This is a genomic window from Devosia sp. YR412, assembly GCF_900110945.1.
In the GTDB taxonomy this organism is placed as follows: Bacteria; Pseudomonadota; Alphaproteobacteria; order Rhizobiales; family Devosiaceae; genus Devosia.
This window is the reverse complement of the sequence record NZ_FOFL01000003.1, coordinates 427,501-453,252: the sequence shown is the minus strand read 5'-3', so window position 1 is coordinate 453,252 and position 25,752 is coordinate 427,501. Positions and strand designations below refer to the sequence as shown.

At 59.7% G+C, this 25,752-nt stretch carries 22 protein-coding genes, 1 tRNA gene and 2 rRNA genes (1 of these 25 only partly in view); 12 read left to right on the top strand and 13 right to left on the bottom strand.

What is annotated here, in order from left to right; translation table 11 throughout:
• Positions 1 to 31: 31 nt before the first annotated feature.
• The 3 genes from BM045_RS13455 to BM045_RS13445 all read right to left on the bottom strand — a co-directional run bounded on the left by BM045_RS13455 (position 32) and on the right by BM045_RS13445 (position 2,467).
• On the bottom strand, positions 32 to 715 hold the full coding sequence (locus tag BM045_RS13455) for a class I SAM-dependent methyltransferase (RefSeq protein WP_092184062.1): 684 nt from the start codon (positions 713 to 715) through the stop codon (positions 32 to 34).
• Between the two features lie 7 nt (positions 716 to 722).
• Entirely contained in the window at positions 723 to 1,664 is a 942-nt protein-coding gene (locus tag BM045_RS13450; protein ID WP_092184060.1) for a glycosyltransferase family 2 protein, read from the bottom strand.
• Between the two features lie 65 nt (positions 1,665 to 1,729).
• Positions 1,730 to 2,467 carry an FkbM family methyltransferase gene (locus tag BM045_RS13445; protein WP_092184058.1) on the bottom strand — a complete coding sequence of 246 codons (738 nt, stop codon included), beginning with the start codon at positions 2,465 to 2,467 and terminating at the stop codon, positions 1,730 to 1,732.
• Positions 2,468 to 2,602: 135 nt separating this feature from the next.
• Here BM045_RS13445 and BM045_RS13440 point away from each other — a divergent pair, with 135 nt between their 5' ends.
• Genes BM045_RS13440 through BM045_RS13420 form a run of 5 tightly spaced genes read left to right on the top strand, consistent with a single transcriptional unit; the run spans position 2,603 to position 7,620 of the window.
• On the top strand, positions 2,603 to 3,577 hold the full coding sequence (locus BM045_RS13440; protein WP_092184056.1) for a glycosyltransferase family 2 protein: 975 nt from the start codon (positions 2,603 to 2,605) through the stop codon (positions 3,575 to 3,577).
• An 8-nt stretch (positions 3,578 to 3,585) separates the two neighbouring features.
• Positions 3,586 to 4,452, top strand: coding sequence for an alpha-1,2-fucosyltransferase (locus BM045_RS13435; protein ID WP_210185019.1), 867 nt, complete (start codon positions 3,586 to 3,588; stop codon positions 4,450 to 4,452).
• On the top strand, positions 4,449 to 5,594 hold the full coding sequence (locus BM045_RS13430; RefSeq protein ID WP_092184054.1) for a glycosyltransferase family 4 protein: 1,146 nt from the start codon (positions 4,449 to 4,451) through the stop codon (positions 5,592 to 5,594). The genes BM045_RS13435 and BM045_RS13430 overlap by 4 nt, the downstream gene beginning before the upstream one ends.
• Positions 5,591 to 6,484 (top strand): glycosyltransferase family 2 protein, encoded by an 894-nt coding sequence (locus BM045_RS13425; protein ID WP_092184052.1) that lies wholly within the window; start codon positions 5,591 to 5,593, stop codon positions 6,482 to 6,484. Before BM045_RS13430 ends, BM045_RS13425 begins: the two co-directional genes overlap by 4 nt.
• The gene (locus BM045_RS13420; protein ID WP_092184050.1) at positions 6,481 to 7,620 is read left to right on the top strand and encodes a glycosyltransferase family 4 protein; all 1,140 of its coding nucleotides are present in this window, start codon (positions 6,481 to 6,483) and stop codon (positions 7,618 to 7,620) included. The genes BM045_RS13425 and BM045_RS13420 overlap by 4 nt, the downstream gene beginning before the upstream one ends.
• Here BM045_RS13420 and BM045_RS13415 read toward each other — a convergent pair.
• From BM045_RS13415 to BM045_RS13405, 3 genes are all read right to left on the bottom strand, one after another.
• Positions 7,617 to 8,801 carry a hypothetical protein gene (locus tag BM045_RS13415; protein ID WP_092184048.1) on the bottom strand — a complete coding sequence of 395 codons (1,185 nt, stop codon included), beginning with the start codon at positions 8,799 to 8,801 and terminating at the stop codon, positions 7,617 to 7,619. The genes BM045_RS13420 and BM045_RS13415 overlap by 4 nt on opposite strands.
• Positions 8,798 to 9,571 carry a hypothetical protein gene (locus tag BM045_RS13410; protein WP_092184046.1) on the bottom strand — a complete coding sequence of 258 codons (774 nt, stop codon included), beginning with the start codon at positions 9,569 to 9,571 and terminating at the stop codon, positions 8,798 to 8,800. Before BM045_RS13410 ends, BM045_RS13415 begins: the two co-directional genes overlap by 4 nt.
• Before the next feature lie 136 nt (positions 9,572 to 9,707).
• On the bottom strand, positions 9,708 to 10,667 hold the full coding sequence (locus BM045_RS13405) for a tyrosine-type recombinase/integrase (RefSeq protein ID WP_139198790.1): 960 nt from the start codon (positions 10,665 to 10,667) through the stop codon (positions 9,708 to 9,710).
• 527 nt (positions 10,668 to 11,194) lie between these two features.
• Between BM045_RS13405 and BM045_RS13400 the strand changes: the two genes are divergently transcribed.
• Complete coding sequence (locus BM045_RS13400) at positions 11,195 to 12,379, top strand: O-antigen ligase family protein (RefSeq protein ID WP_092184042.1); 1,185 nt, start codon at positions 11,195 to 11,197, stop codon at positions 12,377 to 12,379.
• 43 nt (positions 12,380 to 12,422) lie between these two features.
• Here the strand turns inward: BM045_RS13400 and BM045_RS13395 are convergent.
• Positions 12,423 to 12,499 (bottom strand) — tRNA-Met (locus BM045_RS13395).
• A gap of 220 nt (positions 12,500 to 12,719) precedes the next feature.
• On the opposite strand from BM045_RS13395, the gene BM045_RS13390 reads away from it, so the two are divergent.
• Positions 12,720 to 13,757 carry an aldo/keto reductase gene (locus BM045_RS13390; RefSeq protein WP_092184040.1) on the top strand — a complete coding sequence of 346 codons (1,038 nt, stop codon included), beginning with the start codon at positions 12,720 to 12,722 and terminating at the stop codon, positions 13,755 to 13,757.
• Between the two features lie 89 nt (positions 13,758 to 13,846).
• Entirely contained in the window at positions 13,847 to 14,542 is a 696-nt protein-coding gene (locus tag BM045_RS13385) for a DUF599 domain-containing protein (RefSeq protein WP_244522994.1), read from the top strand.
• On the opposite strand, the gene BM045_RS13380 is transcribed toward BM045_RS13385, so the two are convergent.
• Positions 14,539 to 15,333, bottom strand: a complete 795-nt coding sequence (locus tag BM045_RS13380; protein WP_092184038.1) for an alpha/beta hydrolase — start codon at positions 15,331 to 15,333, stop codon at positions 14,539 to 14,541. The two genes, BM045_RS13385 and BM045_RS13380, sit on opposite strands and share 4 nt — an antisense overlap.
• Before the next feature lie 140 nt (positions 15,334 to 15,473).
• Between BM045_RS13380 and BM045_RS13375 the strand changes: the two genes are divergently transcribed.
• The 4 genes from BM045_RS13375 to BM045_RS13360 all read left to right on the top strand — a co-directional run bounded on the left by BM045_RS13375 (position 15,474) and on the right by BM045_RS13360 (position 18,185).
• A complete protein-coding gene (locus BM045_RS13375; protein WP_139198789.1) occupies positions 15,474 to 16,817 on the top strand; it encodes a bifunctional diguanylate cyclase/phosphodiesterase in 1,344 nt (447 codons plus the stop codon).
• Positions 16,818 to 16,892: 75 nt separating this feature from the next.
• On the top strand, positions 16,893 to 17,243 hold the full coding sequence (locus BM045_RS13370; RefSeq protein ID WP_348271252.1) for a (2Fe-2S)-binding protein: 351 nt from the start codon (positions 16,893 to 16,895) through the stop codon (positions 17,241 to 17,243).
• On the top strand, positions 17,209 to 17,694 hold the full coding sequence (gene bfr, locus BM045_RS13365; protein ID WP_092184033.1) for a bacterioferritin: 486 nt from the start codon (positions 17,209 to 17,211) through the stop codon (positions 17,692 to 17,694). Before BM045_RS13370 ends, bfr begins: the two co-directional genes overlap by 35 nt.
• A gap of 77 nt (positions 17,695 to 17,771) precedes the next feature.
• Positions 17,772 to 18,185: a VOC family protein gene (locus BM045_RS13360; RefSeq protein WP_092184031.1), complete on the top strand. Its 414-nt coding sequence runs from the start codon at positions 17,772 to 17,774 to the stop codon at positions 18,183 to 18,185.
• 122 nt (positions 18,186 to 18,307) lie between these two features.
• On the opposite strand, the gene BM045_RS13355 is transcribed toward BM045_RS13360, so the two are convergent.
• From BM045_RS13355 to BM045_RS13335, 5 genes are all read right to left on the bottom strand, one after another.
• Entirely contained in the window at positions 18,308 to 19,315 is a 1,008-nt protein-coding gene (locus BM045_RS13355) for an alpha/beta hydrolase (RefSeq protein WP_244522992.1), read from the bottom strand.
• A gap of 171 nt (positions 19,316 to 19,486) precedes the next feature.
• The gene (locus BM045_RS13350; protein WP_092184029.1) at positions 19,487 to 20,692 is read right to left on the bottom strand and encodes a lytic murein transglycosylase; all 1,206 of its coding nucleotides are present in this window, start codon (positions 20,690 to 20,692) and stop codon (positions 19,487 to 19,489) included.
• A 145-nt stretch (positions 20,693 to 20,837) separates the two neighbouring features.
• Positions 20,838 to 22,988, bottom strand: a complete 2,151-nt coding sequence (locus BM045_RS13345) for a mechanosensitive ion channel domain-containing protein (protein WP_092184027.1) — start codon at positions 22,986 to 22,988, stop codon at positions 20,838 to 20,840.
• 208 nt (positions 22,989 to 23,196) lie between these two features.
• Positions 23,197 to 23,312 (bottom strand): 5S ribosomal RNA (rrf, locus tag BM045_RS13340).
• Between the two features lie 133 nt (positions 23,313 to 23,445).
• A 23S ribosomal RNA gene (locus tag BM045_RS13335) occupies positions 23,446 to 25,752 on the bottom strand; it runs 415 nt beyond the window's last position.

Here is a 25,752-nt window from a genome sequence, read left to right as displayed (position 1 = left end):
GATAACGCAACGCTTTTATCCATCGTTGCGCTTACGAGCGACGAACGGCCACAACGTTCCAGCCAAACAGACCGATTTCGGACGACTGGGGGTAACGAGCACCGTAGCTGGCGACCATGCGCGTCAGCCGGCCACCCAGCCTGCGCAAAAAGGTGTTCATTGGCTGGCCACTGTAAACGCCGATCAGATCCATGCCGCGATCGAACTCCTGGGCCGCAAGCTCGAACATGTTACCATTTGCGTCCATACGGACGACGTCAAATCCGGCCACTTCCAGATGGTGCTCGTAGAAGTAGCGACTGAAGCCGGTCGCAAAATGCTGCGGGGCAAAATGGGTCATGCTAATGAATGGCGCTGTGATGATGATCTGCCCGCCAGGCTTGACCAGTCGGCACATTTTTCGAACCGACGCCGGAGCGTCGGCGACATGCTCCAGAACTTCGGAGCACAAGACCACATCATATTGCGTGTCTTCGGGGATATCGAGCAAGTCGCAAACGATATCGATCTGAGACGTGTCCCACTCTCGCGTCTGCAACCCCTTTCCATCGCCCTTGCCGTCATAGGTTGCCAGATCTTGGGCAACGTAATGCAGGTGCGCCGCGTCCGGCTTATAAAAGCATTCCCCGGCACCAACATCGAGCAACGACTGACCGGCGGGCACCTCGCTAAGACGCTGACGTACCCACTGCCATCGGAATTGCTCGTTTGTCACTTGCTTCCTATCGCCAAAAATAAAGCCGCCTGAGCTGGACCTTAGTCCTGTCCAGTTGCATCATGACTCTACTCAATAGCAAATGATGTGATCGCGCAACATCTGGGTAAGTACGCGCTAAATGATCAGCAGTTCTAAAAATCAACCGGACAACAGCCGCCGCCAAAATAACCCGTTGATAAAAATACAAATTTTCACTTTTGAATGTCGCAAAAAGACAACCTGCAAGAGCCGCCCGATAGGATAGCTTGTGAGTGCTTCCAAGGCGACCAAATGGCTTTACAACATAGGTTTCTTCAGGAAAGCCGGCGCGGTACTCCGACGGCCCGCCGGTGATCACACCGCCTCCCAAAACAGCTTTATAAACGACCAAAACATCAGATAAATCAAAGGCCGTTCTAGGCATTGACTTTTTAATTTCTGAAAGTTTGTGCAGACCATATATTATCGATGGCTGAGCATTCTCAAAAAATCTCTTAGCATTGTGATAATGGCCGTCTGTCGTATTCAAATTTGGCAAATTCAACGGCGATTGTTCACCGCTTTTGATATACCAGACAGCAGCGCTGGGCATATATAGTTGGGCCGCCCCAATACCCGACACGGTAATTTCGATGTAGTCCTTATCCCACTCATCATCGTCGGCCGCCCACGCAAAATACTCACCAACAGCCTGGTCCATGACGAACAGAAAATTTCCTGTCGCCCCTATATTGGTCGTTTGCCGGAAACTTTTTACACGCGTGTCCCTCGAACACCACTTTTGGACAACACGAGCCACTTCGGGATTCGGCGAGGCATTATCGGATACTATTACCTCAAGGTTTTGATAGGTCTGCCCAAGTACGTTTTCTAGTCGTCGGTCTAGCAAGTCAGCCCGATTGTAGGTAGGAATACCTATGGAAACCAGAAGCTCCCCTGCAGATGAAGATGCCGCGTGATCTATCATAGGTGCCGATGAGCCTTATTCTTATTACCCTGCCAAAAAAATTCACCTTGGCTGCCAAAACTCAGTCAAATCTGGCGAATGATTACGTCATCGCGGGCAAAAATCGCATTGTGCGGCACTTGGCAGCGCAACGAATATCCGGCCTCGAGAATTTTTGCGCTGATGGCAACATCCGGTCGCTCGCAGCAGATGAACCAAGGCCGGAAGCGTGACCAATCGATGGATTGGAGGATTAGGGAATCGACGCCCTCTACATCGATCGACAGGAAATGGCAGGGCCCGTCGCCGAAGTGTTGCTCGGCCAGTTCCATCACAGGCACAAGGGGGACAGAAATTGCCGCACGCCGTTCTATGGGGTAGCCGAGCTCGGTGATCGTCTTGAAATTGTCTTCAGCCTGAGCTGCGTCAAACGTGTTGTAGACCGAAGGCTCGAACTGAAAAAGCGTGGCGCTTCGTTGCTCGTCAAAGGCGACGCCAGCCCGGACGAGGACATCACGCGGACGAGCGGCAGCTAGCAAATCGGCTTCACGCGGTGTCGGCTCAACGACCACCCCGGAACCGCCCATTTTGTAGAACAGGAAGGTATTGCTCAATACGCTGGGATGATTGCCGCCGATATCAAAATAGCGAATGCTGGTCCGCTCGACCCCGATTTCGTCAAGCCAACCGCGCACAAAAAGGTCTTCTCCATGTGCGGAATAAGACACCATGCCGCCTTCCGGCCAGTTTAGCGCCCGCGAAAGAGGTTCGCGTATCGATGCCGGAACTGCGTTCCGATACAGTGGAAGAAGACGTGACAGCATTTTCGTTCCAAGACTGTTGGATTAGCTTCAGGCGTTGCTACTCTGCGCCCTGCGCCATGGCAAGGGTTGACACGCACACCATCTCGCCAGCTTTTGTAACTGGCACGCAGCTGACCAAATCACCACGTTGAGACCTTGACCGCTCCCACAATCACCATCCTCATCCCCGTCTATAACGCCGAGCAGACACTCTCTGCGTCGCTGGCTTCTGCGCTCGATCAAACTCGCCCCGCCGACGAAATCTTGGCCATTAACGATGGATCGCGCGACGGCTCGGGGGCCATCCTTGCTGCGGGGAACGACCCACGTCTACGGGTCTTCGATCAGGACAACCAGGGGCTGGCCGCGACGCTCAATCGCGGCATCGGGCTGGCGACCAGCACCTTTATTGCTCGGCTCGACAATGACGACCTGGCGCTGCCCGAGCGGCTGGAACGGCAACTGGCCTTCATGGAGGCCAACCCGCAGGTCGCCCTGCTCGGCACCTGGGCCGAAATTTATGTCGGGGATGACAAGAGCGGCCGTTTTCACCGCCATCCAGTCGAATCCAACAGCCTCAAGCTTGACCTTTTGTTCGACAATCCCTTCGTGCATTCTTCGGTGATGTATCGCACCGAGGTGGCGCGGGCGATGGGCGGATACCGGGTGGAGCGGAGCAAGCGCATTCCCGAGGACTATGAATTCTGGTCGCGCATCGCCCGCAGCCATGACATCGCCAACCTTGCGGAAGTGCACACGGTCTATCGCGAAGTGCCCGGTAGCATGATGCGCAGTGGCGCCGAGGAAATGCTCGACAATGTGATCGCCATCTCGGCCGATAATCTGCAGCACGTGCTGCCGGACGTGCCCCTGCCGACCTGTCTTGACCTGTCGCGGCTTTATCATGGACGCGTGCCGGCCTCGGGCCGGATTGCGCTTCAGGCAGTGGCACTATGGCGGCGGGCGGCAATTGCTGTTGGTGGGGCGCCCAGGCAGTGGACGCCCGAGTTTGCAAGCCGCTATAGATTAGCCCAGCGGCGACTGCTGGTGCAGAGCGTCCGGCGGGCCCTACCCCGCCCTGTTGCGGAAGTGCTGCGCAAGACGCGGCGCGTCCTGCGGACCAAGATATAGGACGTGGCGTGCAAAAAGCCTACATCACTGCCCTGACCGGCGGACTCGGCAACCAGATGTTTCAATATGCCATGGGCCGCGCCCTGGCCGAACGGCATGGTGCCCCGCTGTTACTGGACGTGCGCGGCCTCAAACATGACGCTTTGCGCAGTTATGCCCTTTCCCAATTCCGCATCACTGCAGAACTAGCGACCGAGGCCGATATGCCGCGCGAGCTTGGCCGCATTGGCCGCCGGCTGCATCGCCTGCCGCGCTGGCTGACCGGCCAGCACCGGATTGTGGAGAAAGGGTTCCCGTTCGATCCGGCGATCCTCGACCTCAGGCCGTCCATGCACCTTGCCGGCAATTGGCAAAGCGAGCGCTATTTCGCAGCGCATGCCGACCTCATTCGTAGAGAATTCCAGCTCCGGGATGCATTGACACCCGACAGGCAGGCCATTGCCGACATGCTGGCCGAACGTCCCATGATCTCGGTGCATGTGCGTCGTGGCGATTATGTCAGCAATGCCACGGCCAACGCCTATCATGGCACCTGCGAACCCCAATGGTACGCCGCGGCACAACAGCAACTTGGCCGGATCCTGCCCAATCCGGAATATATCGTGTTCAGCGATGATCCGGACTGGGCCCGGGCAAATCTGACAAGCTTTTCGTCAGCGGTGTTTGTCGAGCCCAAGGACGATGGCCACGACGAGCAGGACATGCATTTGATGGCGCTGTGCCATCACCATATCATCGCCAACAGCTCGTTCAGCTGGTGGGGCGCCTGGCTCAACCCACGAGCCGAAAAGACGGTCATTGCGCCGCGCAACTGGTTCCGCAGCGCGCAGCACGACACGCGCGACCTGATCCCAGCAGACTGGACGCGGCTATGAAGGTGCTGCTCACCACACCGACTTATCCGCCGTTCAACAGCGGTCTGGGTAATGCAGTGCATCGCCATGCCCTGGGTTTGGTCAGGCATGGCTTTGAAGTGGTTGTGGCAACTGGCGGCAGCGACCGGACGACAGAGTTGACGGAGGGCCTGCGGGTCGAGCGCTTCGCCGTCACCGGGGCGGACTATCTGCGCAATCCGATCCGCGGCGATGTCGAGAGCTATAGCCAGTTTCTGCGAACCGAAAACTACGACAGCATCGTCATGGAGGCCTGGCAGACCTGGAGCACGGACATTCCGCTGAAGCTCGCCAGCGAGCTCAACGCGCGTAGATTCCTCTACAGCCATTGCCTGTCCACCAACAGCTGGCTGCCGTTTATTCCGGTGCGGTCGCTGGCCTTCTACCTGCTGTGGCGGCCCTATTGGTGGACGCTGCGCCAGAAAATTGCCAGCCTTGACGGCATGATCTTCCTGGCCGAAGGCGGCTCGGACGACCGCTTCGATGACCTTAGGGTTGCCCGCAAGGTCGGCATTCCCATTCACGTCATTCCCAACAGCTGCGATGCCGCTGCCCTCGCCACGCCACAGGCGGCGCGTGAGCAGATCATCTCGGTGGGCTCTTATACTCCTGCGAAGGGCTTCGACTACGTGCTGGAGGCCTATGCGCGGTCACGGGCCAAAAATGTCATTCCGTTGGCGCTTTTCGGGCAGGAACACACCGTCTTCTCCGAGGTGTTGCGGGCGCAGGCCCTACAATTAGGGCTGGCGCCGGAGATGGTCAGCTTCAACAGCGGTGTCGCTGGAGCAGCCCTGCTGGCGCAATATGCGCGGTCTCGGCTTTTCCTCTCGGGCTCTCACACGGAGTGCCAGCCGCTGGTGCTGTTGGACGCCATGGCAACCGGGACGCCGTTCGTCGCACGATCGACTGGCTGCATTGCCTCCATGCCTGGCGGCGACGCCGTCGTTTCGGCCCCCGAAGCGGCCAAGGCCATCGACCGGCTGCTGGAGGATGACGGCGCCTGGTCGCGCCATCAGAATGCGGGACTGCTGGCCGTGGCGCAGACCTATGATTACGAACGCAACAGCGCACATTTTGCCGCCGTCCTGCGGGATGACCTGGCGCAGACCCGAGGCTCGCCGTGAGCGTCGAGGGTCCGCCGCCGCTGCTCACCATTGCCATGCCGGTGTTCAATGGCGGTGCGGCCCTGCGGGTGGCGCTGGCATCCTTGCTGGCGCAGACCTTCACCGACTGGGAACTGCTGCTGATCGACGACGGTTCGACGGACGCCGCGATCGCCGGGCTGGGGTCAGATCTCGATACCCGGATCCGGATCATTGCCGATGGCGCCAACCGCGGTCTGGCGACCCGGCTCAACCAGGCGATAGAAATGGCGCGCGGACGCTATTTTGCCCGCATGGATCATGATGACGTGGCCCATCCCGAACGCCTTGAGCAGCAGGTGAACTACCTCGAAGCCAATCCTGGCACCGACCTGCTGGGGACCAAATGCCTTGCCTTGTCGGAGGACAACCGAGTGCTGGGCGAGTTTCCGTTCCACTCCACCCACGCCAGCATTTGCGCCCGGCCCTGGCTGGGCTTTTATCTGGCGCATCCCAGCTGGATGGGCCGGACCGCGTGGTTCCGAAAGCATCACTATGCCGATCCGGCCCCTTTTCGCTGCGAGGACCAGGAATTGCTGCTACGGGCGCATGCCGAAAGCGCCTATCATTGCCTCGATAGCGTGCTGATGGCCTATAGGCTTCGCGACAAAGTCCGGCTCAAAACAATTCTGCGCACCAGGTTAGCGCTGGCACTGGTGCAGCTGCACTATTTTGGAGGCCGCAGGGATTTTGTCAGCCTGGCTGCGGCCATCGGCGCCACGGTTTTGAGAATGAGCAAGGATATCTTCCTACCGGCCTCGACTGGCGTCAGATCGGAAGTGGCGGGCAGCATTGGCGCGGAGCAGTCGCTTTGGTGGCACAACTGGCTGAGCCGCGTGTCGCAAGCCGCCGGCCCGGAAGCGGGCCGATGAAAGTTGCCCTCATCGGCAATCAGGCTTTCGGGCTGCTGAACTTTCGCGCGGCGCTTATTCGAAGGCTGGTCGAAGACGGCCACGAGGTCGTGGCATTTGTGCCAGATTATACACCGGCAAGCCGCGCTGCGGTGGTCGCCCTTGGCGCCACGCCGCTCGATCATCGCCTCAGCCGCAATGGCATGAACCCGGTGAAGGACCTGCACGCGACTTGGCAGCTCCGCAACAGCCTGAGACGCGTCGCTCCGGATCTTGTCCTGTCCTATACCGTCAAGCCCGTAGTGTTCGGCACGCTGGCGGCCTGGCTGGCCGGCGTCAAACGCCGCTACGCCCTGATCGAAGGCCTTGGACACGCCTTCATTCACAGCGACACAGTCAAGGAGCGATTGCTGCAGCGGAGTGTTTCGACGCTCTACCGCATCGCCCTCGGTCTTGCCGGCCGAACCCTGTTTCTCAACAGGGATGACCAAGCCGCATTTCTGACGCGCCGTCTCGTCCCCTCGGGCCGGTCGCTCGTCGTGGGCACAATCGGTGTCGATCTCGAAGAATGGGGCTTTGTACCGCCCGCTTCCGGCCCGCTGACCTTTCTGTTCATTGGCCGTCTGCTCTACGAGAAGGGCCTCGCCGAGTTTGTTGCTGCCGCCCGACTGATTCGTCCGGACTTCCCTGCGGCGCGTTTTGTCATCGTCGGAGACGTCGACACCAATCCGAGCAGCGTCAGTCGGGCGACAGTGCTGCAGTGGGTAGACGAAGGCCTATTGGAATGGCCAGGCCATACGGATGTCAAACCCTGGATAGCGCAGGCAAGCGTCTTCGTTCTCCCCTCCTATCGGGAAGGTTTCCCCCGTGCCACGCAGGAGGCCATGGCCATGGGCCGCGCCGTGATCACCACCGACGTTCCGGGCTGTCGGGAAACAGTGGTGGAAGGCGTCAACGGCTTCCTGGTGCCAGTGCAGAACGCACCAGCTCTGGCCGCAGCAATGCGTCTCTTTCTCGAACATCCCGAGCATGTCGGCGTGATGGGACAACGCAGCCGAGAGATGGCCGAGCAACAGTTCGACATCGACCGTGCCAATACGCGCATTCTCGATGCGATCGAGCTAGCCCCAAAACCGCACGGCAATCCTGCACTTTAGGCGTCGGCCAAGGGCGGCAGGACGCCCGCCACAAGAAACAGCAATGGGAAAAGTATCGCTGCAGGTATCACAATATAGCGGCCGAGGGGGCTATCCGACAGGCCTAGGGTCAAGGGAAAGATCAGCGGCATCATGTAGCGCGGCTGCACGAAGGTGCCGTAGGAAATTCCAAGCAGCACGACGATCGCGACCAGGGCCGTGGTGCCTCGAGACACGTCGTCCGTCAGCACATTGCGGGCGCTCCAGAACAGGCCGCCGAGCAGAATAATGCCAAACTGCCAGTAGCCAATGGCCAAAAGGTTGATGCCACCGTTCACATCGGCCATCTGCGGCCGCAGCCCAAGGTTAAAGGCATTTCCGATCAGGCGGGCGAGGTAAGCAGCGATATCGCCAAAGGCCGAGAATTTGTCGCCGGCGATCAGGGAGCCGATCTGAACGTTGCGCTGCAGGGAGGCGTCGACCGCAGAAAGATCGGCTATCGGAAATGACAGAAACAGCAGGACCAGAAAAAGGCCTGAGATGACCCCACCGGAGACGAAGGCGAAGCGCCGCGACAGCGCCACGACAAGCACCATCGCCATGATCAGCGCATAGCCATCCCGGAACCAATAGCAAAGGACTATCGAGACCACGACCAGAGGCCATTTGCCGTATAGCAGTCCCCATAACGCCAGGGTCGACAGCAGGATGAGCGGAATTTCTTTGTTCGGGTAGAAAATGCAGGCGATGACGTAGAAATTGCTCGATACCAGCGCGATCGCGACCAACCAGATGCCGGTCTGACGATCCCGGTCAACACGCTGCAGGATGGAATAGAACAGCGTGGCGGCAGCGGCCAACATGATGACATTGGCGAAGGCCGCGTAGCCACTCCCCCACAGCGTGATGGGGAAATACACGATGACCGTACCGAGGAAGGTGCGGATGTTGGGGATATTGTCCCAACTATTGGACCAGGCGACATAGACCGATTTTTCAAGGCTCAGGGCGTCAGGGACGGTGGTTCCGGAAAAACCCAGGCCGGCCAGTTGCGCCCAATCGGTCCTCAGCAGGAAGGCGACAAGCGCGGACGCGCAAAAGACCAGCAGTGACAGACAGAATGCCGCCACCAGGGTGAGCCCGCGACCTGTCGCCCGGCTGTCTTGGGATTGCTCGATCGCATGATCGGACCAAACGGTCATGAATGACGACGTCGACGTGCAGCGGCAAGACGAATTCCGTCCTGGGTAAAGGCGACAAACAGCACTGCCAACAACCCGCCGACCGCTGCAACAATGGGGAACCGCAGCCAACGCAGACCCGAGCCGACTGACTGACCTTCTATTGGGCTGACCACCACCACCGGCCCGCTGCCGCGCTCACGCACTTGCTGCATTTGCGCATTGAGATCTGTCAGCGCTGAGACAAGGGAAGCCGCCGAATTGGCCTTCGCTGTGGTGTCGTCGGAGCTCGGGTCAGATGACGTCTGGTCATCGAGCGCCGTCAGATAGCCGGTGAGCAGGTCTCGCTGCGCTGCAATTTCCAGGGTCTCAAGCTGGTTCTGTGTGTCAAAGGTCTGGACCACCTGCTCAAACCGCAGCACGGCTGTTTCGAGCAGCGCCTGGCCGTCAATATCGGCAGCAGTGTCGACTATTAGCCTGACCGTCCGGTACGTCGGAGCAAACTGGCTTGGAAGTTCCTCGGTGGCAACGACAATAGCAGCCTCATTGGAAGACGGCTTAGGCGTTATCGACCGGGTCAGACGCTCTGCCGCATCAGTCTGAAAAGCGGCAGCGGGAAATCTGAGAACGGTCTGCGCGCGAAGCGGGAGGCCTGCCGTTTGGTTGCCAAAGTAGGCCCACGCCCCCACCACGCATGCTGCCAGCACCGGCACGAGCAATGCCCACCGCCAAACGCCCTTGATGACGCGCAGAATGTCTAAAAGGTCATAGTTACGCTCGGTGTCCGACATGCGTGCTCTGCCTTATAGTTCGCGTCATGGATCGCAGGATTGCCGGACCCAAATCATGCGAGGCACGCTAAATCACAATCTTTGGCCAATTAAGAATGATTTTAACCTGAGCGTCGCTTTTCCCCGCCATACGGCATCATCCCCACACGTTTATATCTACATTCTCAACATACCGCGCCACGACGTTCGTCGAGCGCCAACCGCCTGCCCGCATGATCGGCAGCAGTTGTACGCCATTGATGGTCAGCTGCTGAGCCGCGCCGACGCGCAATGAATGGCCGGAGATGCTGAACACCTCCTCGGGTGTACAGCCAGCGCTTCTGGCCAATTTCTTGAGGATACGCGTGAGCGCGATCGGGTTCATGTGGCGATCTATGGCGAACTTCCCATACACCGGGCGGAACAGCGGACCATGCTTGATCTGGGCCGCAGCAATCCAGTTCTGCAGCGCTGACAGGGCATCTGCCGTCAGATGCGCAATGCGTCCTGCTCCGTCCGGGTCGTTCTTGGCTTTGCGAATGAGCAGGCTGGCCGTGCCGAAGTGATTGGGTGCCAGGTCTTCGGCCCGCAGGGCAACCAGTTCGCAGCGGCGGCAGAGGGTGTCAAAACCGACGGACACAAAGGCACAATCGCGAAGGCCGGTGAGGTCGTCGGTGCAGGTGGCCAGCAGGCGGTCGCGGAAGTTGGCGGTGATGCCGAGGGCCTGGGTCGGGCGCTGCGGTTTGAGGCGACGGGCCTTGCGGATAGCGAGATCGACATCGACGTCACGGGTGGGATCGCGCAGACGGAGCAGGTGGTGAATCTTGCGGATGCCGGCCAGCTTGCGCTTGAGGCTGGATGGCTTGAGGCGTTCGGTCAACGCGATGATGAAGGAGGCTACTGTCGACGGATTGGCCGGGAGGAAGGCGAGACTATGCTCGTTGCACCAGGTTTCGAAGCTGGCGAAATCGGAGCGGTAGCTCAGCAGCGTGTGCGGCGAGTAGCTGCCGTCGAGCCGCTCGAGCGCATTGCGCCAATCGACCAAGGCGGGTTTGTCGCCTAGAAGAAAGCCGGCCGGACGCTGATGGCGGAAAGCCATCGAAGTGCGATGTTTCACTTGTGTCTCCTGTCTAGCGCAGGGAGGCAGTGAAAGGCAAAAACAACGCGTCGTTCAAAGCAGCTTCAAGGGCGCTTGAAAGCAGATTAAAGAGGGGATCAACCATATCGTGTCCTGTCAGTCAGGAGTGGATTTGGCCAGGTCGCTGCCGCAGCACCACCTGCGGTGGCGACCGATATTGATCTCGGTCGCCGGGACTCGGCAGCCTTCAACCCGAAGGCTTGGCTAAAAACATAGTCCAAATGTGCGCAGGTTCAACAAGGTTTTGCAGAGTCGGCTCAGGCTCACTTATGGCCACCGCCAGCCGCCAATTGTCACCTGATCCCACGAAATCCCACCTAATCCCGGCAAAATCTGTTCTGCTGCAAAAGTCCAATAAAGCTTCGCATTGCACCCTCGGCTGAGGGCTTGGGGCGGACGGATGCCAAAGCTATGTAGTCGCTTCCGGCGAGAATTTAGAGGCGACGCCTGCCATTATTATTTAAGGCTCGGCAGCTCGAACAAGGGGACGATCATTGCAGCTCCGAATGCCAAATACACTTTTGTTAATCGCCGTCTCGGCCATCATCCTGCTGCCGGGCTATCCGGCCTACATCGGCGCTTACATTGCGCTTTTGGCGGCACTGTTGGCGCTTCTTCGATATGGCTTGCCGGAGCGGCAGGTGCTTCGCCATCCCAGTGTGTTGGCAATCATGGTCGCCATAACACTGGTCGCCATAGCGGTGCCCTTTGTCTATCGGAGCGCACAGGACGTTCTGGCGCCGCTATTGATCCTACCCGTGTTGTCCGCAATCGCGCTCGGCATGCTAGGCCGCCCTGCTGGGTGGGTGCCGGGCGTGACGCTGTTTGCCAAATTGTGTTTGGCCGGTTCGGCAATCGCCGTAATTGGCGGTCTCTACGAGCGTTACGGACTGGGCATCTACCGGCCAGGGCTGGGCAATAATCCCATTCACTACAGCTCGCTTGCTGCCTTGGTAGGCTGCCTCGCCATGGTGGGCGTGGTCGGCAGCAAGTCCCCCTGGCGCTATGGTTTCTTGCTGGGACCGGTGTTTGCGCTGGGCGCAGCAACCATTTCGGACTCGCGGGGACCGATGCTGGGCGCCGTGGCAATGACCGGAACGGGCATGGTGGTTTTGCTGATCTGGCTGTGGCGCGAGACCCTGTTCCGCCTTGCCGTGCTGACCAGCGTGGCAGTCGCGGCCATTGGCCTCGTCATCCTGGTGGGCAGCGGTAACACCCGCGTCGCCGGCATTTTGGAGAGCGGATTGAACATCTTCCGCTTCACCGGCGGCACCGACGACATCAGGGCGGCACTTTATTCTTCGGCAATGGAAATCCTCAAGACCTCGCCAATCGTCGGCGTCGGCCTGGGGCAGATCATGGTGACGGCACAGACGCTGTTTCCGCAGCAGGGCGAGGTGTTTACGCTCGAAAACCTGCATGCCGACTGGGCCAATTTCGCGGCCATGGCGGGCGGGTTGGGGCTGATTGCCTGGCTGTTGCTGCTGTCGGCGCCTTTGCTGCTGCTGATCGAACCGAATGCCCGGCGGGACCGGCCCGTAGTGCTGGGGGCGCTGATCCTGTTTGTCGGGCAGTTTACGCTCGGCGTCAGCAACGCCACGTTCGGCATCCTGCCGCAGACGACGCTTTATGCTGTGGCGCTGGGTTATTTCCTGGTGCGGGCGCGGCGGCTACAAATAGGTCTTGCCTGAAAAGGAAAAGCCCAGCGAACTCTATGAGTTTGCTGGGCTTTTTTGGTTGCGGGAGCAGGATTTGAACCTGCGACCTTCAGGTTATGAGCCTGACGAGCTACCGGGCTGCTCCATCCCGCGACAAGGATGTTTGATAACAATGCCGGGTGGGTTGTCATCGATCGTGACCGTTGGTCGCGACGTGAGGGGTATATAGGGGGTGATCGCGGATAGCTCAACCCCTAAACCGCGATTGCGTGATGCTTTTTTGACGGCGGGAAAAATTCGGCAGCATGCCTGTCATTTTCGCCAGCTTGCGCTAGGCTGCGCCCGCCTTCCTGACCCCTTGCCGAGAATTGTTATGAAACTGAAGCCACTTGGCCGTACCGATCTGCTCGTCACCGAATTGTGCCTCGGCACCATGACCTGGGGCAGCCAGAATACCGAGGCCGAGGGCCATGCACAGATCGATCTGGCGCTCGAATCGGGCCTCAATTTCATGGATACGGCAGAGATCTATGCCGTGCCACGGAGCCCGCAAACCTCGGGCCGCACGGAAGAAATCATAGGCAACTGGTTCAAGAAGACCGGCAAGCGCGACCAGTGGATCCTCGCCTCCAAGGTGGCGGGCGGCGCGGTGGACTTCATGCGCAATGGCAGTGCAACCAGCGGCAAGACCCTGCGCGAGGCCTTCGAGGCGAGCCTAAAGCGGCTGCAGACCGACTATATCGACCTCTACCAGGTCCATTGGGCGCAGCGCGGTAGCTATAATTTTGAGGGCTATTGGGACTTTGCGCCCGAAAAGCAGAATACGGCTGAGGTGCTTGAGAACATCGAGGACATGCTGGAAACCCTTGGCGCGCTGGTCAAGGAGGGCAAGCTTGGTCATGCTGGCGTCTCCAACGAAACCACCTGGGGCATTGCCCAGTGGCTGCGCATTGCCGAGGCTAAAGGACTGCCGCGCCTCGTTTCCGTGCAGAACGAATATAGCCTTTTACGCCGCCAGTTCGACCATGACCTGGCCGAGCTGAGCCATCATGAAAATGTCGGCCTACTGGCCTATTCGGCGCTGGCCGGCGGGCTGATCACTGGCAAGTACTTCGACGGCCAGATGCCCAAGGGCAGCCGCGGCGATTACCAGAAGGGCTTCTGGCGGCTCAATGAGCATTCCGAGATAGCCGGCAAGGAATATCTTGCGCTGGCAAAGCGTTACGACCTGGACGTGGCGCAAATGGCCATCGCTTTTGCCATGACGCGGCCCTTCATGACCTCGGTAATTCTGGGTGCAACCAGCACCGACCAGTTGGCGAATGCCATCGCGGCCAAGGACCTGACGCTTTCGCCCGAATTGCTGAGCGAAATCAACGCCATTCACCGGAAATACCCCCGCCCGATCTGACGAAGGCCAATTCACACAAGGTTAACCATCCCGTCACCAGATGCGCTATATTGGTGACGGGAGCCGCAGCTAACCTCAGGACGACCACTTTGACCTTCGCGCTGCTGACCACCGTCTTCCCGCTGCTCTGCTATGTGGCCTACAATATCATCGTGCCGCAGGTGGAAAAGCTGCGGCCGTCGCTGTCGGTGATCATGAACATGCAGCGGCGGCGCTGGGTGGCCAATGCGACGCTGCGCGAATCGCCTTTCGACGCGATCCTGTCGGGCAATATCATGGGGTCGGTCAGCTTCCTGGCCTCGACGGCCGTGCTGCTCATCCTCGCGGTGTTTGCCGTCTTCGGCCAGGTGCCGGCGCTGATGGCGACACTCGACTCGCTGGCGCTGGAGCGCGTCTATACGACGCTCGACGTCCAGCTGCATCTGGTGGTCATGCTGACCATGTTCGTGCTGGCCTTCTTTGCCTTCACGCTGTCGCTGCGCCAGTTCAACCACTTCTGCATCATGCTCGGCGCCATCGATCATAGCACGGTGACGACGGACGAAGAGATCGACGCCATCACGCGGATGAATGCGCTGGGGGCGAAGAACTTCAACAGCGGTATTCGCGCCTATTACTTCTCGGTCGCCAATGTGGCGTGGTTTATTTCCGAATGGCTGCCGATCGCGGCCTGCCTCGCCACCGTGCTGATCCTGGCGCATCGGGAGTTCTTCTCCTCGTCGCACCGCACAGCCGCTTCGGCGGCGATCATTGCCGCACGTCGGCAGAACGAGAAGAAGCTCTAGAGATATTGCCGCAGGAAAGCCGTGACGTCGGACAGCACCGGTGCGATGCGGCGGGCGGGCACGCCCAGCGCCATCAATGGGCCAGGATGGCCGAGGGTGGGGTAATGCACTTCCTGCACTGGAACGCCCGCTTCGCGTAGCTTTTTGGCCAAGGCCACGCTGTTGCGCGGATAGACCAGGGTGTCCTTGTCGCCTGAGCCGAGGAAGACCGGCGGCGCATCCCGGCTCACATGATTGATCGGCTGGGTGTCTAGCGGTTCGCGCACCGCGGCAAAGGTGCGGAGCGTGATCCTGCCGTCGAAAGGGAAGAAGTCATACGGGCCGGAAAGACCGACCATGCAGCGCAGGTGCGCGTGGTCGATACGGTTCGGCGCGAGGCCCAGCATCAGCGCATTATAGGCGCCGGCCGAATGGCCCATCAGAGCGATGCGGCTGGGATCGCCACCATAGTCGGCTATGTGTGCGGCAACCCAGGCAAAGGCCGCAGCGCCATCGTCGAGAAAGCCGGGATATTCGACCTCGGGCAGCACGCGATAATCGGCGATAACCGTGACATAGCCCAGCGCGGCCAGCGCCCTGCCCGCAAAGTCATATTGCGTGCGGCTGCCATCCATCCACGAACCGCCATAGATGAAGAACACCACGGGCATGGGGCCACTGGCGTTTCTGGGCGCATAGATATCGAGCTTTTGCCGCGCGGCCGGTCCATAGGGTAGATCGCGGGCGATCTTGCGCGAGCCCCACTCCTTGGGACTGAGGGCGTTGATGACGCTGAGAATTGAGATAGCCATGACCGCCCCGTTATCGACAGCCAAGATACGGCTCAGAGGCTAACAATGTTTCGCTAAGGCATGGTGATTGCTGCAAAATTCACGCCGCCTTAAGGGCCGCTGGCCGAAGTTGCCTGCGGGAACTCTGGGAGACGACGAGCGTGAGCCTTTCGGCGCGACGCGGCACGACTATTGCACCGGCTGCAGCGCCGTCCGAGTCGGTGCTTGCGCAGATCGGTCGTTTCGATCACGTCACCCGCCTGCCCAACCGGCTGCAGTTCATCGAGCGCTTCGAAAGCTTGGCCCAGCCGGACCGGCCCAGCATGCTGGTGTTGGTCACCCTGGCCGAAGCCAAGCATTACAATGAGATTCTGCGCGCCCTAGGCATGGCCTTTGCCGAGGATTTCGTGCGCGCTGGGGCCGGCATGCTGGCCGCGCTGCTGCCGGCCGATGCCGAGATCTTCCATGTCAGCGTGCTGAGCTTCGTGACTGCCATTCCGGTGGACGATCTGGCACAGGCGCCTGCTTTGGCGACCGTGATTGCCGCGGCCTTTGCCGGTGCGCTCGAGGTCAATGCCATTCCGATCAAGACCAAGGTTGGCGTCGGCCTGCTGCCGGTCGATGTCAGCCAGGGTGGCGCGGAATCGCTGCGCGCGGCACTGGTCGCCGCCCAGGACAGCCGCCGCATCGATAGCGGCTTTACCTTCTATGACCATCGCTCAGATGCGGCCCATCTGCGCGCCTTCCGCATCCTGGCCGACCTGCCGGCAGCTCTGGCTGCGGCCGATCAGCTGACCCTGCATTACCAACCGCGCATCGCGCTGCAATCGGGCCAATGCCATGCCGTGGAAGCACTGCTGCGCTGGAACCACCCCGAGTTGGGCCCGATCTCGCCGGCCGAATTCGTGCCGCTGGCCGAGCAGACCGCGCTGATCACCCCGCTGACCGATTGGGTGATGAGCACGGCCCTGCAGCAGAACCGGATGTTCCGTGATGCCGGGCATGACCTGCGGGTGTCGATCAATGCCTCCCCGGTCAATCTGTCGGAAGCCGGCTTTGACGACGTGCTGCTGCATCGACTGGAGGCGCTGGGACTGGAACCGGAGCATGTCGAACTCGAATTCACCGAAGGCACGCTGGCGACCAATTCGCAGCGCACCGTGCAACAGCTGACACGGCTGCGCCAGGCCGGCGTCACGGTAGCGCTGGACGATTTCGGCTCGGGCTTTTCCAACCTCAGCTATCTCGCGCGCATTCCGGCCGATGTGCTCAAGATCGACCAGAGCTTCGTCCGCCCGCTGGTCGATGCCAGCCATGACGACTTCCTGCTGCGCCAGATCATTGCCATGGCCAATGGCCTGGGATTCCGGGTCTGCGCCGAGGGTATCGAGACGGAATATGCCTATGGGCATTTGCGACACCTGGGTGTTGCCGAGGGCCAGGGCTTCCACATGGCGCGGCCGATGCCGGCAGGGCTTCTGCAGGATTGGCTGGAGGCGCGATAGGGAGCCGCCGCATAAGCAACGCGCGCAGCCCTGACAACAAATCTGACATTGACATTCACCTAATGGAGTCGCTTTATGCGGCCAGCAAGCTCCACTAGACCTGTCGTACCCATCATGCTCGTCTGCCAGTGCAATATGATCACCAGCAAGGAAATCGAGAACATCGTTCTCGATCTGCTCAAGGCCGACCCCTGGCAGCTCGTGGTTCCCGCCAAGGTCTACAGTGAGCTCAATCGCCGCGCCAAATGCGGCGGATGCGTTCCGAATGTGGTGGACATTATTGTCCGCGTCACCGAAAACTACCACTCGCAGCAAGCCCTGGAGACCGGCGACGTCGTTTCGCTCCCCTCTGGGTTGGAAAAGCTTAAAAAACAGCAGAGTGGAGTACGTCGTGAAAGGCGAAGCGCAAGTCATCGAGCGGCTTAATGAAGCCCTCTTTCTCGAACTCGGTGCCGTCAACCAGTATTGGGTCCATTTCCGTCTTCTGGACGATTGGGGTTTCAAGAAGCTGGCTGCCAAGGAACGCGCCGAATCTATCGAAGAAATGCATCACGCCGACCGTTTGATCGAGCGTATTATCTTCCTCGAAGGTCACCCGAACCTGCAGCGCGTTGCGCCTTTGCGAATCGGCCAGACCATCAAGGAAGTGCTCGAGGCCGATCTGGCCGGCGAATACGAAGCCCGCGCGGCCTACAAGGCCAGCCGCGAGCTTTGCGAACAGCTGGGCGACTATGTCTCCAAGAACCTGTTCGAAGCCCTTCTTACCGACGAGGAAGGCCATATCGACTTCCTCGAGACCCAGCTCGAACTGCTCGACACGATCGGCGTCGAAAAGTACGGCCAGCTCAATTCGGCCCCGGCCAACGAAGCCGAGTAAGTTTCGATTGTGATTGATAGAGCCGCCCGGAACCAGTTCCGGGCGGTTTTGTTTTGGCCAGAGAGTGGAGACGCACCATGACCTGGCATGCTGGACGGCTGATCGACCATATTCACCTGCGCGCCCGCGACTTTGCGGCGACGCGGCGGCTCTATGAGGCGGCGCTTGGCGCGCTGGGCATCCGCATCGAGATGAGTGGCGAGACCTGGTTCCAGGTCGACGAGCTTTACGTCGATGCTGCCGGTGCGGATGGCGTCCTCAGCCATGTGCATCTGGCGTTTCAGGCGAAAGATCGCGCCATGGTGGATGCGTTCTATGCGGCGGCGCTGGCGGCCGGCGGGACGGACAATGGCGCGCCCGGCGAACGGGACTATCATCCTGGATATTATGGGGCGTTTGTGCTCGATCCAGACGGCAACAATATCGAGGCGGTGTTCCACGGCGAAACCACGCGGAGTGCAGCTTCGGTGGAGATCGAGGCGAAGCGGTAGGCCCCTCATCCGCCCTTCGGGCACCTTTTCCCACGAGGGGAGAAGGGGAAGGAGCGGAGAGCTTTCAGTCATCACCCTTCTCCCCTTGTGGGAGAAGGTGGCGCGCAGCGCCGGATGAGGGGCTATTTACCCTCGATCGGCTGGAACATCGAATTCATCTGCTGAACGATCTGCTCCATCGGGGCGATGGCTTCGGGCAGTTCTTCCGGCGCGTTAGGGGCTACGGCCACATAGGGCACGCCGCTTGGGAAGGCGCCGAACATCTGGAAGAAGGCCACCATGTCGTCGAGCACCGGCATGCGCCAGCGCCACATGGCGCCGATGGCCAGCACCGGCTCCATATGGCCGAAGCCGTCGTAATAGCGCGTGGTGACCCAGACGCCGCTATCCTTGAGCTTTTGCGCGAAACGCTCGGTATTCTGCATGCGCACGATCGGATCACCGGTGCCGGTCGCCAGATACATCGGCGGGGTTTCGCTGGTGACCAGGTTGATCGGCTGGGTGCCCTGCGGGCTCGGCGCCTTGCCGAACACGTCCCGCACTTCACCATATTCGAAGGGATAGAAGTCGAACGGCCCCGACAGCGCCGCGACGCCCAGGATCGGTACGGTCACGCCATATTCGCGCAGGAAGCTCGGGTCGAGCGCCAGCATGGTGGCATTATAGGCGCCGGCGGAATGGCCGGCGAGGAACAGGCGATTGGGATCGCCACCATAGGCCGCGATATTGTCCTGCACCCAGGCCAGCGCATTGGCGCTGTCATAGAGGAAGTCGGGATAGGCCACTTCCGGATAGAGCCGGTAATCGGCGATCACCACCACGAAGCCGCGGGCCGCCAGGGCCTGGCCGACGAATTGATACTCATACTTTTCGCCACGGCTCCAGCCGCCGCCATAGATGAAGAACACTACTGGTGCCAGCGCCCCGCGCGCCTCGGGCGCATAGACGTCCAGCTTGTGGCGGGGCCCATCGGCGTAGGCAATATCGCTGCCGACCTTGACCGTGCCGCCATCCATGGCCGCAGGCAGGTTGAACGGATCCATGATCGAAACGGCATAGGCCTTTGGCGCCAGCGCAAGGGCGAAGGCAGCGGCAAGCAGGGTACGGCGGGAGAGGATGGGGCTGGACATGGACAACTGACAGAACTGGTAAGGCCTCGCCACTAGCGGCGAATGCGGGGTATTTTATGGCGATTTGAATAGATGGCCCAGAATGGGCGAGGGCAGGCGCCTCGAATGAATGGAGACAGCCTGCCCTCTACTTAAGCCGGTACAGGGTGACCCCAAAGGGTTAACGAGCGGTTAACGCTTGAGCCGGTCGAGCAGTCTCCCGGAAATGTGTCCATCTGCCGGAAGCCCGGCGCGTTGCTGCCAGGCGATGACGGCGGCGCGGGTTTTCGGCCCCACCACACCATCGGGCGAACCGACATCATAGCCGGCGCGGTTGAGCAGGGTTTGCAACTCGGCGCGCTGTGCCTTGCTCAGCGCATAGTCATTGGCCGGCCAGGGCGTGGCAAAGCTGCCGCCACCGATGATTCGATCGGCCAGATGGCCGACGGCCAGGGCATAGCTGTCGGAATTGTTATAGCGCTTGATGACGTCGAAGTTAGGCAGCAGCAGGAAGGTCGGACCAGAGGCGCCGGCGGGCATATAGAGCCGGCCGATGTCGCTGGGGCGTGGAAAGGCCTTGCCAGAAACGCGCTGGATGCCCATGGCCTGCCACTGGCTGAGCGGCGCCCGCTCCATCTGACGGGCACGGGCATAGTCGAAACCCTTGGGCAGGTGGATCTCATAGCCCCAGGTCTCGCCCTGTCGCCAGCCGTGCTCATGCAGGTAATTGGCGGTGGAGCCGAGTGCGTCCTGCACCGAGTTCCAGATGTCCTTGCGGCCGTCGCCATTGTAATCGACTGCATAGCGCATGAAGCTCGAGGGCATGAACTGGGTATGGCCCATGGCGCCGGCCCAGGAGCCCGTCATGTTATTGGCGCTTACATGCCCGTCGGAAATGATGCGCAAGGCAGTGAGCAGCTCGTCGCGGAAAAAGTCGGGGCGATAGCCACCCTCGGTCAGCGTGGCGAGGGCATGGATGGTGTGCTCGCCGCCCATGAAGCCACCGTAATTGGTCTCCATGCCCCAGATCGCCAGCACATATTCGGGCTGCACGCCCCAGCGCTGCTGGCTGCCGGTAAGGGTCTGGTTCCACTCGGCGCGCATCGCCCGGCCCTTGTTGGCCTGGGCATTGGTGACGCGGCGCTCGATGTAGTCCTCGACCGTGCGGGTGAATTCGGGCTGTGACTTGGTATGCTCCATCAGCTTGGCCGAAAAGCTATAGCCGGCGAAGGCTTGCTCGAAAGCGGAGCGGCTAACGCCGCGCGCTTCTGCCAGGGGCCAGATGCTGCGCACGAAATCGGCGCTATTGGCGAAGGACGGCGCGATAGAACTCAGGCTCAGCGCCGCAGACAGGGCCAAAGCGGGCAGGCCGCGCAGAATTGCGGTCGAGTGGAGCATGATGGGCCTCGTGATACGCGTGACAGAACAAGTCTGCGTCCCCTGTGCCGCAACGGACGCGTATCACTATTTTAACCCATCAAATTAAGATGGGTTTAAGGCTGAGCCCTGGCCCAGCCCTTGCCCGATCACGAATGCGCCAGCCCTATTCGGCGGGCGCCGCGCCTGGCGGTGGCAGGCGCTCGACGCTGCGATAGGTCACGGTCTGGCTCGGCGTCTGCACGCCGCGCTCATAGAGCATGCGCTTGACCGTCTCGCTATAGAGGCGCCCCGGCCCCCATTGCTTGCCGGCCAGCGTCTTGATGCGCGACCGCAGCTTCATCTGGCCGGGCATGAAATTGACCAGCGCCGGCTGGTCGAGATCGTCGATGATGACATCCTTGTGCTCGCTGGCCATCACCACCTCGAAGGCGTCGCGCATGATCTGCTTCACCACCTCGATATCGCTGTCATAGGCCACGTCGAACTCGGCGACATAAAAGGAGAAGCCACGCACCATGTTGGAGACCAGATCCACCGAGGAGAAGGGGATCAGATGCACCGTGCCGCCCATGTCGCGGATGGTGACCGAGCGGATGGTCAGCCGCTCGACCGTTCCCGACTTGCCCGCCGCTTCCACCACATCGCCCTCGTTCATCACATTCTCGAACTGGATGAAAATGCCGGTGATGATGTCCTGCACCAGCTTCTGGGCTCCAAAACCGATGGCGAGACCGACGACGCCGGCACCGGCCAAAAGCGGCGCGATGTTCACCCCGATCTGCGCCAAAGCCAGCATCAGGCCGAACACCACCAGGGCGATGGTGAAGGCGTTCTTGAACAGGCCGAGCAGGGTCTTCTCGCGGGCCGTTGGAGTCTTGCCGACCGTGGTGTTGAGGCGGTACTCGACCCAGGACGCCACCACGACATGCAGCACGATACAGGCCACAACGATCAGCACGGCCGAGATCACGGAGCCGGCCACCTGCTGGCCGTGATCGCTGCCGATCCAGCCGACGAAGTCGAACAGCGCCCAGGCCTGCGCAATGGCCAGCACCACGCCGACAATTACCACCCAGCGCACCACCTGCATCACCGTCGGCACGAAGGCGCGCAGCCGCGCCTCGAGCAGCGGCAGGCGCTGCTTGATATCGGCCGGCAGACTGAGCCCGGCATTGATGAAGCGCGAAATGAAGCCGACAATTACCACGCCGACGAGGATCGAGACCACGGACTGCACCGTGGCGCCGATCATGAAGGGCAGCGCCTGCTGCGGATTGGCAAACCACACCACCAGCAGCGTCACCAGATAGACGATGGCGACGACATGCCAGTATTGGCCGAGGAGGCTGAGCAATTGCCCGGTGCCGTCATGGCCGCGCCTTGCGGCAATGCCCGACAGCCAGTTGCGCACATCATCCTTGTTCTGCAGCACGATGATGATGCCGATGGTCACGGCCGTGGCCATCACCAGAACCTGCACCGCCGAAGCGGCGCCCAGCGATAGATTGGCGGCGAGCAGCGGGGAGACGAAAAGGAAAGTGTAGCCGATCAGGGAAATGACCCGGGCCAGCCAGAACGACCAATAGGCCGCATTGCTGTCGCCGACCGGGATCAGCCGCAAAGCCTCATAGCGCGGCGCCAACACGACACGCGCCACCATCTTGGTCATTTCAACCACAAGGAAGGCGTTGAGCAGCAAGGACTGATTTATGCCCATCCGCCCCGTCGGCCCGCCCACCAAGGCGATGGCGACGAAATAGCCGATCGCCCAGGCCAGCAGCACCGAGCCCAGGTCGAACAGCAGCGCCCCAAGCGTTCCGGCGAAGCGGTGGATCCAGCCGCGGCCCTCGACACGCCTGGCAATGCCGCGCTGCGCCCAGAGCACAATCAGCCGCAGGACCCAGAAACTGCCGAACAGGCCAATGGCGACCATCAACACGCCAAGCGCCACATCACGGAAAGCCTCGAGGTCGGCGTCCAGCGTGCCGCTGAGACCCTGCTGCAGGTCGACAAAGATCGCGCCCAGCGAGCGCAGGGTTTGGGAGACACCTTCAGCCGCGGCGCGGGTGTATTCGGCGAGTTGGCGAACGATGCTCAGATCGGCCGGCGCGGCGGCGGGAACCGGCGCCTCGACAGCGGTCTGCTGCAGCCGCTCGATCAGCGCCGCGCGGGTCGCGTCATTTTCAAGAATCCGCACCAGCTCGTCGATACTGGCATCGCTGCTGGCCGCCGGCTCTTCCGACAATCCGGGCACCTGGGCCACGGCGGCCAGTGGCGAGAACAGCAGGATCAAAAGCAGGAAGAGGGAACGCATGAGATATCCATTCGGCTGGGTGCACGGATTGGTGCCAGTCGAATGTGGATACGCTGAGGCGGGCTAAAAGTTCAACGGCTCGGGCCGAGATGAACGAACCCGAACGACGGATAACGTCCCCTTTAAACGCAAAAACCCCCAGTCATTTCTGACTGGGGGTTTTTGTATAATTCGACGATCGATAAAGAGAACCGTATGTTTTTTGCAGACCTTGCAGCGACCTACTCTCCCAAGCCTTGAGACTTAGTACCATTGGCGCAGAGGAATTTGACGGTCGAGTTCGGGATGGGATCGGGTCTTGGGCTCCTCGCAAGAACCACAAGGTCAGCGAAAAACATACGGTGTGAATTCTGGTTTTTATGTTCTGTATGGACATTGCCTTCCCATGCAAGAGGCAATGTCTGGTGTATTTTATAACCGCTCAAACTCACAACTATGCGGACATAGATTAATGAGAACGATCAAGCCAATCGAGCTATTAGTACCGGTAAGCTTCACATATTGCTACGCTTCCACACCCGGCCTATCGACGTGGTGGTCTTCCACGGCTCTCAAGGGAATACTAGTTTTGAAGGAGGCTTCCTGCTTAGATGCTTTCAGCAGTTATCCCGTCCGAACTTAGCTACCCTGCAATGCGGCTGGCGCCACAACAGGTCCACCAGAGGTTCGTCCAACCCGGTCCTCTCGTACTAGGGTCAGCTCTTCTCAATATTCCTACACCCACGGCAGATAGGGACCGAACTGTCTCACGACGTTCTAAACCCAGCTCACGTACCACTTTAAATGGCGAACAGCCATACCCTTGGGACCTGCTCCAGCCCCAGGATGTGATGAGCCGACATCGAGGTGCCAAACAATGCCGTCGATATGGACTCTTGGGCATTATCAGCCTGTTATCCCCAGCGTACCTTTTATTCGTTGAGCGATGGCCCTTCCACGCGGGACCACCGGATCACTATGACCGACTTTCGTCTCTGCTCGACTTGTCAGTCTCGCAGTCAGGCAGGCTTATGCCATTGCACTCAGCGGACGATTTCCGACCGTCCTGAGCCCACCATCGCGCGCCTCCGTTACTCTTTGGGAGGCGACCGCCCCAGTCAAACTACCCACCATACGCTGTCCCGGACACTGTTATGCCGCGGTTAGACATCTATGACGATAAGGGTGGTATCTCATCTTGCGGCTCCACAGAAACTGGCGTCCCTGCTTCAAAGCCTACCACCTATCCTGCACATGCCGACACAAATGCCAGCGTAAAGCTATAGTAAAGGTGCATGGGGTCTTTCCGTCTGACCGCAGGAACCCCGCATCTTCACGGGGAATTCAATTTCGCTGAGTCTATACTGGAGACAGTGGGGAAGTCGTTACGCCATTCGTGCAGGTCGGAACTTACCCGACAAGGAATTTCGCTACCTTAGGACCGTTATAGTTACGGCCGCCGTTTACCGGGGCTTCAATTCAGAGCGTTAACTCCTCCTTTTAACCTTCCGGCACCGGGCAGGCGTCAGACCCTATACGTCGATTTGCATCTTCGCAGAGCCCTGTGTTTTTAGTAAACAGTCGCCACCCCCTCTTTTGTGCCACTCCTAAAGGGTTGCCCCGATAGAAGTCATGCTTATCCCGAAGTTACGCATGCAATTTGCCGAGTTCCTTCAGTATAGTTCTCTCAAGCGCCTTGGTATACTCTACCAGTCCACCTGTGTCGGTTTAGGGTACGGTCAATGTTGGTGGAGCTATTTCCTGGAACCGGCTCATCGCACCCCCAATCCAATAAGGGGATACGAACCTGCGCGATCCGTCACTACCACCTGGTTCACGAATATTAACGTGATTCCCATCGGCTACGCATTTCTGCCTCACCTTAGGGGCCGACTAACCCTGCGCTGATTAGCATTGCGCAGGAACCCTTGGACTTTCGGCGAAAGTGTCTCTCACACTTTTTGTCGCTACTCATGTCATCATTCGCACTTCCGATACCTCCACGGCCCCTCACAGGTACCGCTTCGCAGGCTTACGGAACGCTCCGCTACCGCTTACAACAAAGTTGTAAACCCTAAGCTTCGGTGCATAGTTTTAGACCCGGTACATCTTCGCCGCAGGAACGCTTGACCAGTGAGCTGTTACGCTATCTTTAAAGGATGGCTGCTTCTAAGCCAACCTCCTGGTTGTCTAAGCATTCCCACATGCTTTCCCACTTAACTATGACTTGGGGACCTTAGCTGTAGGTTAGGGCTGTTTCCCTTTTGACGACGGACCTTAGCACCCGCCGTCTGTCTCCCGAGTAGTACTTGTGGGTATTCGGAGTTTGGTTAGGTTTGGTAAATCGGTGAGATCCCCTAGCCCATCCAGTGCTCTACCCCCCACAGTATTCGCTCGAGGCGATACCTAAATATCTTTCGCGGAGAACCAGCTATTTCCAAGTTTGATTGGCCTTTCACCCCTAGGAACAAGTCATCCCCGTAATTTTCAACTTACGTGGGTTCGGCCCTCCAGTAAGTGTTACCTTACCTTCAGCCTGCTCATACCTAGATCACTTGGTTTCGGGTCTAATCCAACTAACTTAACGCCCTATTCAGACTCGCTTTCGCTGCGCCTACACCTAACGGCTTAAGCTTGCTAGTTAGACTAAGTCGATGACCCATTATACAAGAGGTACGCAGTCACCCTTGCGGGCTCCTACTGTTTGTATGCATCCAGTTTCAGGAACTATTTCACTCCCCTCGTCGGGGTGCTTTTCACCTTTCCCTCACGGTACTTGTTCGCT

Excerpts from the sequence above, each read along its gene's own strand:
- BM045_RS13450 (WP_092184060.1), bottom strand. The coding sequence starts at position 1,664 with ATGATAGATCACGCGGCATCTTCATCTGCAGGGGAGCTTCTGGTTTCC.
- BM045_RS13445 (WP_092184058.1), bottom strand. The coding sequence starts at position 2,467 with ATGCTGTCACGTCTTCTTCCACTGTATCGGAACGCAGTTCCGGCATCG.
- BM045_RS13430 (WP_092184054.1), top strand. The coding sequence starts at position 4,449 with ATGAAGGTGCTGCTCACCACACCGACTTATCCGCCGTTCAACAGCGGT.
- BM045_RS13420 (WP_092184050.1), top strand. The coding sequence starts at position 6,481 with ATGAAAGTTGCCCTCATCGGCAATCAGGCTTTCGGGCTGCTGAACTTT.
- BM045_RS13415 (WP_092184048.1), bottom strand. The coding sequence starts at position 8,801 with ATGACCGTTTGGTCCGATCATGCGATCGAGCAATCCCAAGACAGCCGG.
- BM045_RS13410 (WP_092184046.1), bottom strand. The coding sequence starts at position 9,571 with ATGTCGGACACCGAGCGTAACTATGACCTTTTAGACATTCTGCGCGTC.
- BM045_RS13400 (WP_092184042.1), top strand. The coding sequence starts at position 11,195 with ATGCCAAATACACTTTTGTTAATCGCCGTCTCGGCCATCATCCTGCTG.
- BM045_RS13390 (WP_092184040.1), top strand. The coding sequence starts at position 12,720 with ATGAAACTGAAGCCACTTGGCCGTACCGATCTGCTCGTCACCGAATTG.
- BM045_RS13380 (WP_092184038.1), bottom strand. The coding sequence starts at position 15,333 with ATGGCTATCTCAATTCTCAGCGTCATCAACGCCCTCAGTCCCAAGGAG.
- BM045_RS13370 (WP_348271252.1), top strand. The coding sequence starts at position 16,893 with ATGCGGCCAGCAAGCTCCACTAGACCTGTCGTACCCATCATGCTCGTC.
- BM045_RS13360 (WP_092184031.1), top strand. The coding sequence starts at position 17,772 with ATGACCTGGCATGCTGGACGGCTGATCGACCATATTCACCTGCGCGCC.
- BM045_RS13355 (WP_244522992.1), bottom strand. The coding sequence starts at position 19,315 with ATGTCCAGCCCCATCCTCTCCCGCCGTACCCTGCTTGCCGCTGCCTTC.
- BM045_RS13350 (WP_092184029.1), bottom strand. The coding sequence starts at position 20,692 with ATGCTCCACTCGACCGCAATTCTGCGCGGCCTGCCCGCTTTGGCCCTG.
- BM045_RS13345 (WP_092184027.1), bottom strand. The coding sequence starts at position 22,988 with ATGCGTTCCCTCTTCCTGCTTTTGATCCTGCTGTTCTCGCCACTGGCC.